The sequence below is a fragment of the Cohnella baijiui genome (assembly GCF_020731285.1).
Lineage (GTDB): Bacteria > Bacillota > Bacilli > Paenibacillales > Paenibacillaceae > Cohnella.
Genome location: NZ_JAJFOW010000012.1, coordinates 69,376 through 85,473 on the forward strand (window position 1 = coordinate 69,376; position 16,098 = coordinate 85,473).

Consider the following 16,098-nt stretch of genomic DNA (forward strand, 5'->3'; position numbering starts at 1 on the left):
ATTTTTTATTAAACACCGTTTAAATAAAGCGAGGTATTTCATTTGTCACCCAGAAAAGCCGTTGAGCATGAGCTGAGCAGACAAAGAATTCTTGATGCAGCAAGGGAGCAATTCGTGGAGCAAGGTTATCGCGATGTATCCATGCGTGGCATTGCAAAGCAACTGGGTTATTCGCCAGGGTCGCTTTATTATCATTTTCGCGAGAAGGCTGATTTGTTTAGTGCCATGACGGCAGAAGAATTTCACAAACTAGACAATCTACTCGAAGAAGTGGTTAGCACTTCGCCAAACCCAGGACGTGAGCGGCTGGAGTTGATTTTTCTATCCTTTATCCGATTCGGTCTGGAGAACAAACGGTCATTCGAACTGATGTTTTTGATTCAGGAGCCAGGGCTTGAAAGCTACACGTCGCAAGCAAAGATGGCCAGCTATGAGAATTTTACTCATGCAGTGATGGAATCGCTGCAAATGATCAACGTAGACCGGGCGAAAGATGTCCATTTGATCTGGGTGCTGTTTCTGTCGCTGCATGGTTTTGTCAGCTTTTATGTTCACAGTCCGCAAACGTATGAAGACGTTGCAAAGCTGGCCGACTTACATGTTCAATTATTACTCCGTGGACTGACGTAATTTTTTTAACTCTTAATTGAACAGTGATCAATTAATGAGAGGAGAGTGAAAATCAAAATGGGAAAAAAGATTTTTTGGGCACTCGTTATTGTTTTTGCATTTTCAATTGCGGGATATGCCATTGTTCAGTATGGCGTACTTAAAGCGAGTAATGCGGGACTCGTCGCTTTCAAACTGCAGAAACCGGACTTTGAACTCACACCATGGGTCTATGTGTTGTACGTACATATTGTCACTGCCATATTTGCACTGATCATTGGACCTTTTCAAATTTTGATGAAGCCAACGAACGTAAGGAAGCGTCGGCACAGACGATTGGGGTATGTATATGTTATTTCGATTACAGTAAGCGGGATCGTGAGTGTGTATTTATCCCTTTTTGCTACGGGTGGTCGGATTGCTGGGCTTGGCTTCCTGTTGCTGGACGTATTGTGGGTGGGGACGACACTTACCTCGATGCGAAAAATTAGGGCCAAAGACATTCAAGCTCATAAAGCGTGGATGTTTCGCAGCTATTCGCTTACTTTTGCTGCTGTAACCCTCCGGCTCTGGTTGGCGCCGCTGGTTCTGATTTTTGGCGATTTTGAAGCGGGGTATCGGGTTGTAGCTTGGGTTTGCTGGATTCCTAATCTGCTCGTCATAGAAGCGGTGATTCGTAAAAAAGGTTTACGATAGCGGTATTTATTCAAAACTTGCAGCTTCAGAGAATGCGGGAACCGTATCACAAGTTTCTTCGTTCGTCATGTGTCCTTGACATTACAAAAAATACAAGCTATATTTTATACAAGTCACAACTTATATAAATGAAAACTTGTATAATGATTTGCGGAGGGAGATGAGTGATGATGTTCAATTTAGAATCTTGTTTGGGAGCCGTAACCCGCACGGTGTCGGAGCTCGAGCGAGAGGGAAAGCCTGCCCGCAACGTTACACTGGAGCGCTCTTACGACACGACGCCGGACGATCTTTGGGATGCGATGACCAATCCGGAGCGATTGCCTCGCTGGTTTGCGCCAGTCAGCGGTGAATTGAAGCTCGGCGGCCGGTATCAAATCGAGAATAACGCCGGCGGTATAATCACCGAATGTGTGCCACCGCATTATTTCTCCGTGACCTGGGAATTCGCGGGCGGATTAAGCTGGGTCGAGCTTCGCTTAGCCGCTGAGGGGAATGACCGGTCCCGCTTGACGTTGTCTCATATTTGCCCGCTGGACGACCACTGGAACAAGTTTGGGCCGGGTGCGGTCGGTGTCGGCTGGGATCTAGCCTTGGTTGGGTTGGCGCTCCACCTTTCGGCGAGCGATACGGACCGTTTTGATGAAAATGCTTTTAGCGCCTCGAGTGAAGGAAAATCTTTCATGGCTGACTGCAGCGAGGACTGGCGGCGTGCGGCTGTTGCAGCCGGAGAGAATCCGTCCTGGGCCGAAGCCGCAGCGAAGTACGTCACGGCCTTCTACACGGGGAGCGAATGAACGCCTTCGACGTTCTCGGCGATCCGGTACGGCGACGCATCTTGGTGCTGCTCGCGGAGAGCGAGCGACGTTCCGGCGATATTGTCGAGGTCATCCAACACGAGTTCGGCATTACACAAGCCGCCGTTTCGCAGCATCTTCGGGTTCTGCGGGACAACGGGTTCGCCCGCGTAAAGGTCGATGAGCAGCGCCGCATCTACTCGCTGGACGCCCAGCCGCTGCAAGAAGTCGACGATTGGCTCCATCGTTTTCGCTCCTTCTGGGAACCGAAGCTCAGCGCACTCGAAACAGAGATCGCTAGGGGCAAAAAGAAGCGGCAAAACTAACGGAACCTGATTCGATTTCGGTATCGGAAGCTTCATATACGTTATAAAAGGAGGAAGATTTACTATGGATAAGGTGATACCTTTCTTAATGTTTCAAGATGGCAAGGCAGAAGAAGCGATGAACTTTTACACATCACTCATCGAGGATTCCGAAATTACAAGCATTGTTCGGTATGGAGCGAATGAAGCCGGAGATGAAGGAACCGTAATGCAGGCTACTTTTACATTAAAAGGGCAAGAATTTATGTGCATTGACAGTAATGTCAAACATAATTTTACCTTTACGCCTTCGTTCTCCATCTATGTTGCTTGCAGCACTGAGGAAGAAATCAAGGTGCTCTATGAGAAACTTAAAGAAGATAGACAAGCTCTGATGCCATTGGGTAATTATGGGTTCAGCAAAAAATTCGGTTGGCTGAATGACCGTTACGGAGTTTCATGGCAGCTTAACCTGATCTAATTAACGGTTGTGTAGAAACATCTCAAGGTGACCTGCCGCTCTTCTACTTCTAAATCCAAGTAACGGCTGATCGGTTGAATTGGTTTGCACTTCTTTGATTCATTAACTCGTCGGCTGTCTGGCGGATGATTCGGATACCGTCCTCAATCTCTTTTTCATTCGTGCGAATAATGCTGAGGCGCAAGCTGTTCGCGCTTTCCACACTAGGAAGGTAGCAATTCATCGTAGGAAAAACATACACATTCTTCTGATGAAGGGCCGCGGCCAGCTCCTCTGCCGCCAGATGATTAGGTAGCTCGAGTTGAGCAAATATACCGCCGGCCGATTTGCTTAGACGGAAACCCTCGTTCAAATCTCGGCTACATGCCTCCTGCAGTGCCTTCATTCGAATGCCATAGCGTTCCCTCGTCATGGCGGCGTGGCGCTGAAACAATCCGCTGCCCAGATGAATCTCCAATGCGGCTTGCGAAAGGGCGGACGTGCATAAATCGCTCGACGATTTGTACATCCGGAACAAAGTGATGAATGCTGCGGGAAGCACAGCGGCACCGAGTCGCAGGCCGGGCAGCATGATTTTGGAAAAGCTTCGGATGTAGACGACGCGGCCCGAATCATCATAGCTGCAGATGGGATCGGATTTGCTGTCCGTTTCCAAGTCTGCAAGATAGTCGTCCTCTACAATATACACATCATATTTCTCCGCCATGGATGCGATTGCTTCTTTCTCCTGACGGGACAAACTGGTTCCAAGCGGGTTGTGGTATCGGGGAACCGTATAAAAAAACTTAATGGAGTTGTTCCGAAAATGCCGTTCCAGTTCATCAAGGTCGAGGCCTGATTCCGATCGGGCAATTCCGATTGCGGTTGCCCCGAGGAGGCTCAATAATTTCAACATTCCGGCATAACAAGGCTGTTCGACCAAGATGGCCGACTTCCCGTTCGGGAACGGCATGGAGGCAAGCAAGTGAAGAGCTTGTTGGGCGCCGGAGACGACGCAGATCCGTTCCGGTCCGGCAAAAACTTGCGAGGCTGCCAGGTGCCGGGATATAGCCTCGCGTAGAGATGGAAATCCGAGCGGATCGCCGTATGTAAAAAGGCGATCCCCATACAGCTGTACCGCCCGGTTTAACCCGTGCTGAATTTCTTCATAGGGGATCATACCGGGATCCGGAGCAGCCACGGCAAAATTGATCTGCCCTTCCGGCCGATCCTCAGACTTGGAGGAACGAACAATCACGTAGTGGCCACTCTTCGGTACCGAATAAATCAGGTGTTCCTTTTCCAACTCATCGATGGCTCGGATTACGGTGTTTCTGCTGCACCCCCATTGTATACTGAGCTCTCGGATGGACGGCAATTTACCGCCAGGCTTGATCGACCCATTGTTAATCTGCTGTTTTAGATCGTCCTTCACATTCTCGTACTTCATGATCTATCCACCCCAATCTGTATGGGTATAGTCGCAAAATAATTCATTTTTCGCTCCAAACTGTTCCCATTATACTAAACGCATGACGTATCGTGAACGATTGGAGGTATACAGATGGAGTGGATTCATGATTGCCTGCCTTACAGAATCAGTGACAGCGTGGAAGAGCTGCAGCCGGATGTGATCCTTGCCTTATTGAAGAGCAGTTACTGGGCTGCGGAACGGTCGGAAGAAACCGTTAGGAATAGCTGGAAAGAATCGCTTTGTCTCGGCGTTTACAGCGCGGGCGGGCTTCAAGTAGGCTTCATGCGGGTTGTAACGGATGGGGCAACCTTTTCCTGGCTGTGCGACGTGATCGTCGACACGGAACATCGCGGAAAAGGACTTGGCAAATGGATGATGGCTGTGTTGGTCGACCATCCTCGCATTCGCCATACGTCTATTTATCTCGGTACTCGTGACGCGCATGGACTCTATGAGAAGTACGGCTTCGTACGACGGGAAATGATGGTTCGCAGTACGGCTCGACACCTATCGAATAACGATGGTTGAGCTACCGTATCCTATAGCTTTCTTGCCTTGATTACAAAAGTTACAGGAAGCATCTTTGCTTTTTTTGCAAAATCGCTGTCATTCATCAATTCATCATCGGATTGCTCAACCATTTGCTCAATGGCAAATCCCGCTTTTGCCAACGCATTCACATAGGTGGATAGTTTACGGTCCGATAAGGTTAGCGTACTCTCGTCAAGAGTTACCGAATACCAGGATTCATCGAAATAACGTTTTTTAAAAACAAGCCTATTATTCTCTGCAACAACGCATTTGTGTATAGGGTGAGACCAACTGAAAATAAATATGCCGTCTTTTTTTAGGTAAGAAGCAATCCGGTAAAAAGTACCCTCAAGGTCGGTTGTCCAGCCTATGGCATATACCGAATAAACAAAGTCGAAATAATCTTCCGGTATGCCGCACTTTTCTTCCATGGGAGAACAGATTAATTTGGCTGAGAGACCGCACGCCGTCAAATGTTGCCTCGTCTTTTCAATTTGGTTTTCCGATAAATCTATACCCCATAATTCAGATGCTTTGCGTTCCCCGTGATATTGCAAAGATTCACCGCTTCCACAGCCGATCTCCAGCATCCTTTTCCCGGAGACATCGCCAAAAAGCTGGCATGTTTCTTCTGAGACAAATGCTCCATAACGAGGAAGTGCGGTTGCTCCTAAAATATCATTTCCTTTTGTATCCCAAAATAAGCTGTTTGTTTGATGAACAGCATTCTTATCCATGTCGACCGAGATGGCGACGCCAGCCTCGCCAGCGCCTATAATGTTTGTTCGATAAACCGAATTTTTGTCCATGTAGACACGCTCCCCAAATATAAATAATAGGAACCTTAACCCCAAAAATAATATACCATTTTTTATGAGCAGAAATTGTCGGCAATCCTATACCGCTGCAAGCTCCTTTCGCATTTTTGAGTCTTCGACATGTTCGATCACTTTACCCGGGTGACCCCTCGAAAAAGGAGCTAGGTGCTAGTTGACGAATAGGATATAAGCCGATTTAAGATGGAGGGCTTTAGATGAAAGTAATCATTGGAGCAGGAAGGACAAGCTATGACGGGTGGCTCAGTACACAAGAGGATGAGTTGAATCTCCTTTCTAAAGAAAGTTGGAGCAGGTTATTTGAACCGGAGATGGTTGATGCCCTATTGGCTGAGCACGTATGGGAACACTTAACTTACGAAGAGGGGATTATGGCTGCGAAGCATTGTTTTGAATTTTTAAAACCCGGCGGGTATATACGTTGTGCAGTTCCAGATAAGAATTTTCGTAACGATTGGTATCAACAGATGGTTCAAGTCGGTGGTCCTGGACCAGCGGATCATCCGGCGGCGTCTCATAAAATCGTTTATGATGCAAAAACCTTCGTACAAGTATTTAAAACCGCAGGGTTTGAAGTATCATTGTTAGAATATTGTGATGAACATGGGGATTTTCATTATACCTATTGGAACGAAGCGGACGGGAAAATAGGAAGATCTTTTCGCTTTGATACAAGGAATTCCACCGATAAACTGGGCATGGTCTCTATCATTGTTGATGCAAAAAAACCGTTGATCATCAAAAGCAAGTAAGGCGAGCTCATAGGGGCTATCCTGCAAAGGATGGCCCTAAAACTTGCCGTTACAGACAGCGCGGAGAACCGTATCACAAGTACTTTGTTCTTTCCGCCAGCTTCGTAATCGACTCCATGTCTTGATCGGTCAATTGATCAAGAAAATGTTTGCGTATGGCCTTGGAGACGATGGGACGGGCATCATCCAATGCCGACTTTCCAACGGTAGTGATGATGACTTGAACACCGCGATCTGTGTCGTTGGACGGCTACGGTCCGTTAGTCGACTATTGGGCTGCTCATGGCTTTGTGGTCATTCAACCCACCCATCTCGATTCGAGAACACTGAATCTACCTCCTGACGATCCCCGTACACCACTGATCTGGCGTTTCCGCGTGGAAGACCTGAAGCTCATCCTGGACCAACTTGATCTTATTGAAGCTTCCGTTCCAGGCCTTAGCGGACGTCTCGACCGAGGTCGTATCGCCGCAGCCGGACACTCGTGGGGAGGCCAAACGGTCAGTATGCTGCTCGGCGCACGCGTCCTCGATGCCCACGGCGAACCGGGAGAGGACATGTCCGACTCGCGTATCAAGGCGGGCGTATTGCTTGCCACGACCGGACTGGGTGGGGCTGACTTGACTCCGTTCGCGGCAGAGCACTTCCCATTTATGAATCCAAGCTTCTCCGACATGAGGACGCCGACCCTGGTGGTGGCGGGGGATCATGACCAATCCCTGCTGTCCACCCGGGGGCCGGACTGGTTCACCGACCCCTATTTCCTGAGTCCGGGCAGCAAGAGCCTGCTCACCCTCTATGGGGCAGAACACTCTTTTGGCGGAATTGCCGGGTACAGCGTCGCGGAAACGACGGACGAGAACCCCGAACGAGTTGCTTTGCTCCGGCAGCTCACATGGTCTTACCTTCGCGATGCGCTCCATCTCGACGATTCCAGCTGGCCGACAGCCCGGAAAGCTCTGGGGGAGGGCGCCAATCCGTTAGGTCGCATCGAATCCAAGTAAGAGAAAGGGCCATCCCGCAAAAGGATGGCCCTAAAACTCGCCGATACAGACAGAGCGGAGAACCGTGTCATAAAAGACGATTTTGAATGTGATTTCTTGACGATCAATAAGTTTACATACTAAACTAAAAATATGAATAATAACAGATCGCAATCTGACGCTATGAATAGTGGAAGCCGCAGTCTTGGCCGATTGTTTCTGCAACTAAAACGGCTCGAACGCCAGCCTCAAAACTTTGGGAATGCTGGAGCTATAACGCCAAGTGAAATTCATACGATCGAGGGGATTGGTTACGATGGAGCCATTCTTATGAACGAGCTCGCCACCCGTCTTGGGGTTACGAAGGGTGCAGTTTCGCAGCTTATTGTACGTTTGGAGGCGAAACATTTGGTGACGCGTTCGCCATATCCACACGATTCGAGAGCCACTTTGATTTCACTTACCGAAAAAGGGAAGGAAGCTTATAAGGCTCACGAGGAGATGCATATCCAATTTTATGATCAGCTTCGCTCTCAGTTGAGCCAACAGGAAATTGAAATATTCGAAAAATGCATTGAAAAATTAAATGATGTTCTACAGCAATAAAAAAATTTATCACTTAGTTTAGTATCTATACTATTTAAAAGAGCCCGTGTTCGGTTTTAGAGTCATGGTCTGTCTGGCCGGTAATGTAAGATTAGGGCGAACAAACGGAGGAAAGAAATATGAAGGAATACATCGTTGTCATTGGCGGATATGGCCATGTAGGGCAAACGATATGCAGGGAACTGGGAGAATTATATCCAGGCAAGGTTTATGCAGCGGGAAGAAGCCTTGAGAGCGCAGAGCATTTCACCCGTACAACCGATGGGAAGGTTAAGCCTCTGCAATTTCATATGAAGGAAGGGTTCAATCTGGATTTTTCGAACCGCGTCAAGCTTGTCATCATGTGTATAGATCAAACGGATACCGAATTTGTTCGGTTCTGCTTCAATCATAAAATCCATTATGTGGACGTTTCCGCGAACGGCTCCTTCCTGACACAGGTGGAAGAATTGCAGTCGGAAGCCAGAGCGAACGGCACAACGGCAGTATTGAGTCTTGGGCTTGCCCCGGGACTGACAAACTTGATGTCTCTTCATGCCAAAAATAGGCTGGATCAAGTGGACAACATAGACATCTCCATCATGCTTGGAATGGGAGATCAGCACGGGAAGGCCGCAATTGAATGGACTGTCGACAACCTCGGCACAGATTTCGATGTCATGAGAGAAGGCAGGAAAGTTACGGTTGCAAGTTTCACGGATGCCATCAAAACGGACTTTGGAGTCCGGTTAGGGCGTAGAAAAGCATACCGGTTCAATTTTTCGGATCAACACGTGCTGCCGCGTACGCTTGGCGTACCCTCCGTTTCCACACGTCTTTGTTTCGATTCATCGGTGGCTACCAAATTGTTGGCATGGTTAAGAGCAACGGGAATATTCCGATTATTAAGGCTAAAGCCGATTCGCTATACTGCCGTTCAACTATTCGGAAAGGTGCGATTCGGTAAGGACATCTATGCCGTGAAAATCGATGCGCAGGGGAAAAAAGATCAAAAGGACGTGAAGGTCGAGTGCTTTTTACAGGGTAGAAACGAGGCCCGAATTACGGCTAAGGTAGCCGCTGCAGTAGCGGACACTGTATATCGCTCTGAGTTGCCGTACGGCGTGTATCATATTGAACAATTATTCGAATTGGACAGCATTCTGCATCCTATTCGTCAGGAAGTCGCCTTCGATACCCGAGTATCGATCCTTGGGAGTTGAAATTCAATCTTTTCCTTCAGTGTGGGTCAATGCCTTCAAGCATTCAAGCCACCACTGATCGCTGTCCCGAACATCCAGATGGCTAGGATGAGGCAACCCGTTTTTTTAGGGATGAATAAAGGCACCCGAGCGGGTGCCTGTTGATTTCGTTCTATAAGGGAGACGAATGTCGACATTCGAAAGGCTAACCATAGCCAATTCCTTGGTAATAGAAGCCGATGGACTTCATTTGATCGGCATTCAACAAGTTTCTTCCGTCAAACAAGTTAGGCGCATTCATGCTGTCTTTGACTTGAACCCAGTCTATATTAAGAAACATCGGCCACTCCGTGCATATGATGGCCGCTTCTGCTCCCTCCATCGCTTCTTCCGGATTACTGCCGAATTTAACACCCTCATCCATAAGCTCGGGAGGCAGTGTGGCTATCGGATCGTATACTTGGACGTATGCCTTATCGTTACGCAATTGTTGGATCATGCGAATGGCAGGCGCTTCGCGAATGTCGTCGGTATCCGGCTTAAAAGCAAGACCTAATAGGGCGATTTTCTTGCCCGCCAAGTTTCCGACCCGCTCCCGAACTTTTTGAAGCATGTACAAGTGTTGCGTCTGATTGACATGAACGACTCTGTTCAGCAACTCCAGTTCCACGTCATTGTGGTTGGCCATGTTCAGCAATGCAGCTACATCCTTTGGGAAACAGGAGCCGCCATATCCGATGCCCGCTTGGAGGAAGCTTGTCCCAATTCTGTTATCAAGTCCGATACCGTATGCCACTTCTTTGACATTTACGCCCAGCCGGTCCGATAGTCTGGCCAACTCATTGATGAACGAAATTTTTGTTGCCAAATAAGCGTTCGCCGCGTATTTTGTGAACTCGGCAGTTCTTGGCGTAGTGACAATGATGGGGCATTGCATCGACTCGTACAGCTTTCCGATTCGTTTTGCTGCGATTTCACTATTCGTTCCGATAATAATCCGGTCCGGCTGCATCGCATCCATTAACGCTTTACCTTCCCGTAAAAATTCAGGGTTGGATGCGACTTCAAATGAATAATGAACCGGCTGCGCATCTCTTATCCATGCAGTGGTCAATTCTTGCGTACCAATAGGAACCGTGCTTTTATTGATAATCAATTTATCGCTATTCATATGTCTGCCTATATCTTCCGCTACTTGTTTCACATATCGCAAATCGGCACTGCCGTCAGGGAGGGACGGCGTTCCGACACAAATGAAAATAATATCGTTGTCGTTTATCGCCTTCTTCTTATCCGTTGTAAATCGGATTCGTTTCGTCCCCAGATGTTTTTTCAACAGGTCCTCCAATCCAGGTTCATAAAAATGGAGCTTCCCTTGTCGGAGGAGATTGATTCTTTGCGGATCTACATCCAAGCCCGTCACATTCCAGCCGATTTCTGCAAATACGAGAGCGGTGGTAGTGCCGACATATCCCGTACCGACCACTAAAATATTCACCCATCTCCCACCTTTCTCGGCGAGTGAAGGCTAGCCATCATGGATCGAAAACCGATCACGCTGTTTTTTATCGGAGTTACCGCTTGTTTCAAGTGTACGCCATTCAAAACAATGCTGTTCTCGATCTGGCATCCCTCCAGGTTACTGCCGGCGCTAATCGAAACATGGGGGCCGATTACACAATCCTTGAGTACACAATTTTGACCGATCTGTACGGGAGCGATGATCTTGCAATTGTCCAAAACCACTGTCCCGTCCACTTCTCGGGGTTCCTTCCCTTCATCCAGCATGATGCGATTGGCTTCCAGCCATCTCTCCAACGTACCTACGTCCATATTAGGCTTTGTCGAAAGATAGTAAGATACCGAACAGCCTTGGTCCAACATCCATTGAATGGCATCGGTTATTTCGTATTCTCCTCTAGCAGAAGGTTGGATCGCTGCGGAGGCGCTGAATATGGCGTTAGTAAACGCGAATGCACCGATAATCGCCAGATTGGACTTTGGGACGCTTGGCTTTTCCTCCAGTCGGACTATGCGGTTATTGATGACTTCCACGATCCCGTAGGCCTGAGGATTTTTCACTTCAGATACCATTAACGCCGCCTGGCAACCGTTCGTCTCTACTAGTTTTTTCAACTCGGTCAACTCGTCCAAAATCAAGTTATCCCCTAACAGAAGCATAAAACAATCGTTGCCTATATAATGTTCGGCCTGCCTGATCGCATGTGAAATGCCTTTAGGTTCCGTTTGATAAATATAAGTTAGGTTCACCCCCCATCGCTCTCCTGTACCCACCTGTTCCTTGATTGCAGCCTCATGCGAAGGATGAATGACGATCCCGATCTCCGTAATATCCTGCTTCTTTAATTTCTCAATACACAGCTGTAGTAAAGGTCTATTGGCCACAGGTATAAGTGTCTTTGGATACGCGAGAGTAAAAGGGTATAGTCTTGTTCCTTTGCCGGCGCATAGTATAAGACCCTTCATTGTGCTTTTCTCCTTTCGCTTGAATATGGTCCACTGCTAATTTATGAAACAGCTGCAATATTGGCATGGACAATCCGACAAAAATAAATCGGCCCAGATGGACTGGGCCGTGGAACATGCGCTACAAAACTTTTTTAGTTACATATGGAATATAGTGTTTTGTATACCTGACTAATTTGCACCTGCGCATGTATTTTTTCGTGGATGTTTTTTGAGTATGGGAATTGATATCTCTTCTCCTTACACAAACATAATTATATTTCGACACGGAATAAATTTTATATCCTCTTTTTCTGCATCCGCTCAAAAAAGCAACATCGCTTCCATGCAGCTTTTTTTCATTAAACTTTACATTCCTCCACACATATTTCTTAAACATCAACGTACCGCCCTTAATGAAGCCCTGATATCGGTTTTGTCTGCTTCCTCTAAATAACATAAGTGCTTTTTTGGGTTCAAAATATATAAAACAGGCATTTTTCCCAATGACGGGAACGTTTTGTCTGCGCATTTTATGGACGGACTCTGACAAATAGTAGCGGCCATAATAATCATCATCGTCGAATTTTGCGATAATGCTATGTTTTGCCCTCTGAATGCCATAATTTAAACATTTGCCCAACTGGTATTTCTGAGGGACTCGATAAACAGACACATTCTTATATTGTCTCGCTTTTCTTCTCCACTTGTTAATGTCCATGTCATCCCGGTTTAAAACAATGATCATTTCTTTATGTTTATAACTTTGCCGTTTATAATTCGCGAATACATTGTTTATAAATGAAGGTCGCTCCGTACAAACGATAATGGAAACCAACATTTACCAGCCCTTTCTCCTATGGATGAATTTGAACCGTATTTTTTTAAATTAATATATGTAATCGTCTTTACAGCGTAACGGCGGCTGTACGGTCGAAGGCGAGTATAGGTGCGCATCCGGCTGTACCCGGTTTTAACCCAATTCGTTCCAAAGGTTTCGACATAAGCTAAAGGAGCAACGGAATGTGAAAGGAACGTGCAGCAAAGACAATGTGCTGATAAAGGAGGGTACTCATTGCGTCGCCATATAACCGGAACAAGCTCGGTTTATTCGATCCCAAAACAATTAAAGCGAGTGGAAGCCTACTTTTTAAACAAACAGGTCAACAAGAACAAGGCAGAAGTGGCATTTGCCATATCTTTGAAAAGTAAAGCCGTTTCTCGAAATTGGAATAACGTTCAGTCGAACTTGGCAAAAACACTACGTTCGATTCTAAACAATACGGATCCCCATTTTCGTGTGATTGTCGCAGGTCATGAAAGGCCTAACATTAAGGAAATGCGGCATAAGCGTGTAACCTGGTTGCCTGTAAACTTTCTTGCCCCATTGAATCCAAAAGGATTCAGCAAAGACAAAATACGTAAACGCAAAGTGATTGGAGCGTATTTAAGAAAAAAAGGGTTTTCCGGCTATTTTATGCCTTTCGATTCCGATGACTGGGCACATCGCAGGCTCGTACAATATGTTCGATCGCAGCCCTCGGGGAAGAATTTTGTGATAAACACGGGAATGATGGTGAACTTAGTAAAAAAAGAGGTGTGGCTGAGGAAGAAACGATTTTATATTGGATGCGGCAGCAGTGCGGTCTTTTATTTTGCCAATAAAGACTTTCCACGGACGCCAAAGACGAAAAGTGCGAAAAAAAAGCCGTTTAATCTCGTCCTCAAAGGCCATACAAAAGTAATCCGGAACTTGAGAGCGTCACGCAGACCCTTTAAAATCGTCCATTTTCCTTTGGTCACCTGGGTACTTGGCCATGGAGACAACAATAGCATGCTTAAAGGCAAAAAAAATAACTCGGTCTCTGCTGAAAACTATGGATCAAAGGGAGAAAAGTTAGAAAATGCATTTTTTCATTATTTTAAATCGAGGAAAAACCGGTCATGACGCATTTCCAGAGGCATTTGAATTTTCAAAAATAAACCGCCTTCCACGGGAAAGGCGGTTTCCTTATGACTTCAAGATTAATCATCCTGCGATCCGGTTGCGGGAGCAGGCTCGGCCCATAACTCACGGACAAGGTTCTCCCCTGTCCGGAGCCTTACTTCCTACGATTAAAATGGGTCAGTTTCTCCGGATTCATCACGGTATAAAGGTTGGATAGCTGATCCTGCATATATTGAAACGTAATCACTGCGAAAATCATATCTCCGACGACTAACCGTATTCCCGGTACACCGTTGATTTCACAAGTTTCACATCGGTATCCTGACGGAATCTCATGCGCAATACCAACGAAATAACGAATAATTCTGTCCGAGCCCATGATTGGACGGAGTGCCGCTTTTACCTTGCCTCCTCCATCCGTGTAAAGTACGGTATCCGAAGATAAAAGTTCAATGAGCAACTCGATATTCCCGGTCATCAACGCCTCGGCAAATCGTTCAGCTAAAGCAGCTTCTTTCTCAATAACTTCCGGGCTCCGATCAGGCAATTGACCGATGCCCTTCTTTGCCCGGTGGAAAATTTGCCGGCAATTTGCCGTGCTTTTGTCGACGATCTCTGCAATTTCATCGAAACGGTAATGAAATACTTCACGCAGCAGAAATACAACCCGTTCTGTCGCGGAGAGCTGCTGCAACAATAATAACCCGGCAGTAGAAAGGGATTCTTTCCATACCATGCCCGCAAGGGGATCGTTTTTCTGTAGCTCCCCGGTATCAACAGGATCCGGCAACCATGGACCGACATACGTTACTCGGTTTCTGCTCGATGATCGAATGAAATCAACACAACGATTGTGAACCGACTTGCACAAATAGGATTTGAAATCGCGTACTTGCTGCAGCGGTTTCTCTTCCCACGACAGGAACACTTCGTGGACAATATCTTCCGCATCTGTGAAGCTTCCCAGCGTATGATACGCTAACGACAGGAGCATTGGTTTTAAATCGCTATATAATTTTCCCCTCTCCAACGTTCAGTTCTCCCCTTCTCGAACGATTGTCGGCAATGATCGATTGAGCCGCTCGTTTGGCGCTGGCAAAAGACGCATCAGCCAGTAGTTCTCCATGCCCCGTCCAATCTCCTGCCACATACAGTCCGCGCACTTCCGGAATCGCCGGACCGTGACAAACGCCGCTTTTATCCACCCTGTTGAAATCATGGGATACCGTTAAATTGGGCAAAAATTGCCTGGCTATTTCCTCTTTTCGCCACCCGGGCTGAACGAGATCCATTGCTTTTTCCAACTGCAACAGGTCCGTTTCAGGCTCACTTTCATGCATTCCAAGGTGTTTGATCAGGTGGATGACGACAGAGCCGTCATCGCTAAGCTTCGCTACGGTAGACGGGAAGTTATAGAAGATTGGCTGATCCAGCCAAAATCCAGCAATAAAGTTGGAACCTCTATCAGGCAGACGGTGCAAAACGAGATCAAGGCACGCTGCGCGGATCGGTTTTGCGGCGGCTTTCCACTTGGTAAGTGATGTGCTGTCCGCGTTTTTGACCAAATCGCAGGCCTCCTTCGGACCAGCAGTGATCACGACGTGACGAGTTTCGATCGTGTCGCCGTCTGCACACCGGATACGTCGAACCGTCCCGTCATGTTCAACTTCGACCGCTTTTTTCTGCCGAGTAATCGCGACGCCTGCGCGGATGGCCCGCTCTCTTAAATCGTCGACTAGCGCTCCCCATCCCCCATCGATATAGAAAGCTTTTCCGCCAAACGTTCGTTGAAGCTGCCGTATGGCAGGACCCGCAAGATGAAGTTCAGGGTGAGGAACGAAGGAGTTTGCCCGACTCACCGAATAAACAACGTGCCTCAGCATCGGATGCCGAATTTCCCGTTCCGCCCACTCCTTTAAACTGATTTGTCCGATTCGATTCGGATCCATCTTGCCCAGCCTGAGCATGAGACGGGTAAGCTCCATCTTTTCAGAGAATGAAAACAGTCTGGATGCGATTAGTTCCAATGGTTTTGATGGCAGCGTATAAACCCGGTTATTCCACATCGCTCCCGCCGAGGCGGGCGGGTTGGCGCCTTTCAGCTCCACACCTAATTCGCGCAAAATCGTTTCTCCCGCCCCGTCTCGGTATAACGCATGAACGCCCAAATTAAGCAATGCTCCGCTTTTATTGACGGTAAGCGAACGACCGCCAAGTTGCTTTGCTTTTTCCAATACCATTACAGATAGTCCGGCCTTTGCCAAATAAATCGATGTGGTTAAACCGGCAAGTCCGCCGCCAACGATCACGACATCGTACTGTCCCATGTCAGCCACCTCCCATTTTTACGAACAAGACGTTTACAGGGAGTAAAATGTGACACTTTCATATGAAAGAATCGTCAAACGTCGGACCCGGATGAGGATAGCATCTTGCTAAACGGATTCAGGCAGC

The 16,098-nt window shown here is 47.3% G+C and carries 18 protein-coding genes; 11 read left to right on the plus strand and 7 right to left on the minus strand.

The features are described from left to right. The first annotated feature begins 42 nt into the window (after positions 1–42). From LKX83_RS14105 to LKX83_RS14125, 5 genes are all read left to right on the plus strand, one after another. Positions 43–630, plus strand: coding sequence for a TetR/AcrR family transcriptional regulator (locus LKX83_RS14105; RefSeq protein WP_227882910.1), 588 nt, complete (start codon positions 43–45; stop codon positions 628–630). 57 nt (positions 631–687) lie between these two features. Further along, complete coding sequence (locus LKX83_RS14110) at positions 688–1,305, plus strand: DUF2306 domain-containing protein (RefSeq protein ID WP_227882911.1); 618 nt, start codon at positions 688–690, stop codon at positions 1,303–1,305. A 167-nt stretch (positions 1,306–1,472) separates the two neighbouring features. Further along, positions 1,473–2,102: an SRPBCC family protein gene (locus tag LKX83_RS14115; RefSeq protein WP_227882979.1), complete on the plus strand. Its 630-nt coding sequence runs from the start codon at positions 1,473–1,475 to the stop codon at positions 2,100–2,102. Next, positions 2,099–2,428, plus strand: coding sequence for an ArsR/SmtB family transcription factor (locus tag LKX83_RS34360; RefSeq protein WP_227882912.1), 330 nt, complete (start codon positions 2,099–2,101; stop codon positions 2,426–2,428). The genes LKX83_RS14115 and LKX83_RS34360 overlap by 4 nt, the downstream gene beginning before the upstream one ends. 64 nt (positions 2,429–2,492) lie before the next feature. After that, positions 2,493–2,888: a VOC family protein gene (locus LKX83_RS14125; protein WP_227882913.1), complete on the plus strand. Its 396-nt coding sequence runs from the start codon at positions 2,493–2,495 to the stop codon at positions 2,886–2,888. A gap of 49 nt (positions 2,889–2,937) precedes the next feature. Here LKX83_RS14125 and LKX83_RS14130 read toward each other — a convergent pair whose 3' ends face one another. Beyond that, entirely contained in the window at positions 2,938–4,317 is a 1,380-nt protein-coding gene (locus tag LKX83_RS14130; protein ID WP_227882914.1) for an aminotransferase-like domain-containing protein, read from the minus strand. 114 nt (positions 4,318–4,431) lie between these two features. Here LKX83_RS14130 and LKX83_RS14135 point away from each other — a divergent pair, with 114 nt between their 5' ends. Next, complete coding sequence (locus LKX83_RS14135) at positions 4,432–4,869, plus strand: GNAT family N-acetyltransferase (RefSeq protein WP_227882915.1); 438 nt, start codon at positions 4,432–4,434, stop codon at positions 4,867–4,869. Between the two features lie 11 nt (positions 4,870–4,880). Here LKX83_RS14135 and LKX83_RS14140 read toward each other — a convergent pair whose 3' ends face one another. After that, positions 4,881–5,681 carry a class I SAM-dependent methyltransferase gene (locus LKX83_RS14140; protein WP_227882916.1) on the minus strand — a complete coding sequence of 267 codons (801 nt, stop codon included), beginning with the start codon at positions 5,679–5,681 and terminating at the stop codon, positions 4,881–4,883. A 224-nt stretch (positions 5,682–5,905) separates the two neighbouring features. Between LKX83_RS14140 and LKX83_RS14145 the strand changes: the two genes are divergently transcribed. From LKX83_RS14145 to LKX83_RS14160, 4 genes are all read left to right on the plus strand, one after another. Continuing rightward, a complete protein-coding gene (locus LKX83_RS14145) occupies positions 5,906–6,460 on the plus strand; it encodes a class I SAM-dependent methyltransferase (RefSeq protein ID WP_227882917.1) in 555 nt (184 codons plus the stop codon). 242 nt (positions 6,461–6,702) lie between these two features. Beyond that, on the plus strand, positions 6,703–7,464 hold the full coding sequence (locus LKX83_RS14150) for an alpha/beta hydrolase family protein (protein ID WP_227882918.1): 762 nt from the start codon (positions 6,703–6,705) through the stop codon (positions 7,462–7,464). Positions 7,465–7,596: 132 nt separating this feature from the next. Next, positions 7,597–8,049: a MarR family winged helix-turn-helix transcriptional regulator gene (locus LKX83_RS14155; RefSeq protein WP_227882919.1), complete on the plus strand. Its 453-nt coding sequence runs from the start codon at positions 7,597–7,599 to the stop codon at positions 8,047–8,049. A gap of 119 nt (positions 8,050–8,168) precedes the next feature. Beyond that, the gene (locus LKX83_RS14160) at positions 8,169–9,251 is read left to right on the plus strand and encodes a saccharopine dehydrogenase family protein (protein ID WP_227882920.1); all 1,083 of its coding nucleotides are present in this window, start codon (positions 8,169–8,171) and stop codon (positions 9,249–9,251) included. A 184-nt stretch (positions 9,252–9,435) separates the two neighbouring features. On the opposite strand, the gene LKX83_RS14165 is transcribed toward LKX83_RS14160, so the two are convergent. The 3 genes from LKX83_RS14165 to LKX83_RS34365 all read right to left on the minus strand — a co-directional run bounded on the left by LKX83_RS14165 (position 9,436) and on the right by LKX83_RS34365 (position 12,537). Beyond that, complete coding sequence (locus LKX83_RS14165) at positions 9,436–10,728, minus strand: UDP-glucose dehydrogenase family protein (RefSeq protein WP_227882921.1); 1,293 nt, start codon at positions 10,726–10,728, stop codon at positions 9,436–9,438. Further along, positions 10,725–11,717, minus strand: coding sequence for a sugar phosphate nucleotidyltransferase (locus tag LKX83_RS14170; protein WP_227882922.1), 993 nt, complete (start codon positions 11,715–11,717; stop codon positions 10,725–10,727). The genes LKX83_RS14165 and LKX83_RS14170 overlap by 4 nt, the downstream gene beginning before the upstream one ends. Positions 11,718–11,838: 121 nt before the next feature. Next, positions 11,839–12,537: a glycosyltransferase gene (locus tag LKX83_RS34365; RefSeq protein WP_227882923.1), complete on the minus strand. Its 699-nt coding sequence runs from the start codon at positions 12,535–12,537 to the stop codon at positions 11,839–11,841. A 234-nt stretch (positions 12,538–12,771) separates the two neighbouring features. Between LKX83_RS34365 and LKX83_RS14180 the strand changes: the two genes are divergently transcribed. Beyond that, positions 12,772–13,644 carry a hypothetical protein gene (locus LKX83_RS14180; RefSeq protein ID WP_227882924.1) on the plus strand — a complete coding sequence of 291 codons (873 nt, stop codon included), beginning with the start codon at positions 12,772–12,774 and terminating at the stop codon, positions 13,642–13,644. 154 nt (positions 13,645–13,798) lie between these two features. On the opposite strand, the gene sigJ is transcribed toward LKX83_RS14180, so the two are convergent. Beyond that, positions 13,799–14,674 (minus strand): RNA polymerase sigma factor SigJ, encoded by an 876-nt coding sequence (sigJ, locus tag LKX83_RS14185; RefSeq protein ID WP_227882925.1) that lies wholly within the window; start codon positions 14,672–14,674, stop codon positions 13,799–13,801. Continuing rightward, entirely contained in the window at positions 14,652–15,971 is a 1,320-nt protein-coding gene (locus LKX83_RS14190) for a phytoene desaturase family protein (protein ID WP_227882926.1), read from the minus strand. The genes sigJ and LKX83_RS14190 overlap by 23 nt, the downstream gene beginning before the upstream one ends. Positions 15,972–16,098 lie beyond the last annotated feature (127 nt).

Excerpts from the sequence above, each read along its gene's own strand:
- LKX83_RS14140 (WP_227882916.1), bottom strand. The coding sequence starts at position 5,681 with ATGGACAAAAATTCGGTTTATCGAACAAACATTATAGGCGCTGGCGAG.
- LKX83_RS14125 (WP_227882913.1), top strand. The coding sequence starts at position 2,493 with ATGGATAAGGTGATACCTTTCTTAATGTTTCAAGATGGCAAGGCAGAA.
- LKX83_RS14155 (WP_227882919.1), top strand. The coding sequence starts at position 7,597 with ATGAATAATAACAGATCGCAATCTGACGCTATGAATAGTGGAAGCCGC.
- LKX83_RS14190 (WP_227882926.1), bottom strand. The coding sequence starts at position 15,971 with ATGGGACAGTACGATGTCGTGATCGTTGGCGGCGGACTTGCCGGTTTA.
- LKX83_RS34365 (WP_227882923.1), bottom strand. The coding sequence starts at position 12,537 with ATGTTGGTTTCCATTATCGTTTGTACGGAGCGACCTTCATTTATAAAC.
- LKX83_RS14115 (WP_227882979.1), top strand. The coding sequence starts at position 1,473 with ATGATGTTCAATTTAGAATCTTGTTTGGGAGCCGTAACCCGCACGGTG.
- LKX83_RS14160 (WP_227882920.1), top strand. The coding sequence starts at position 8,169 with ATGAAGGAATACATCGTTGTCATTGGCGGATATGGCCATGTAGGGCAA.
- LKX83_RS14135 (WP_227882915.1), top strand. The coding sequence starts at position 4,432 with ATGGAGTGGATTCATGATTGCCTGCCTTACAGAATCAGTGACAGCGTG.
- LKX83_RS14110 (WP_227882911.1), top strand. The coding sequence starts at position 688 with ATGGGAAAAAAGATTTTTTGGGCACTCGTTATTGTTTTTGCATTTTCA.
- LKX83_RS14170 (WP_227882922.1), bottom strand. The coding sequence starts at position 11,717 with ATGAAGGGTCTTATACTATGCGCCGGCAAAGGAACAAGACTATACCCT.
- LKX83_RS14145 (WP_227882917.1), top strand. The coding sequence starts at position 5,906 with ATGAAAGTAATCATTGGAGCAGGAAGGACAAGCTATGACGGGTGGCTC.
- LKX83_RS34360 (WP_227882912.1), top strand. The coding sequence starts at position 2,099 with ATGAACGCCTTCGACGTTCTCGGCGATCCGGTACGGCGACGCATCTTG.
- LKX83_RS14130 (WP_227882914.1), bottom strand. The coding sequence starts at position 4,317 with ATGAAGTACGAGAATGTGAAGGACGATCTAAAACAGCAGATTAACAAT.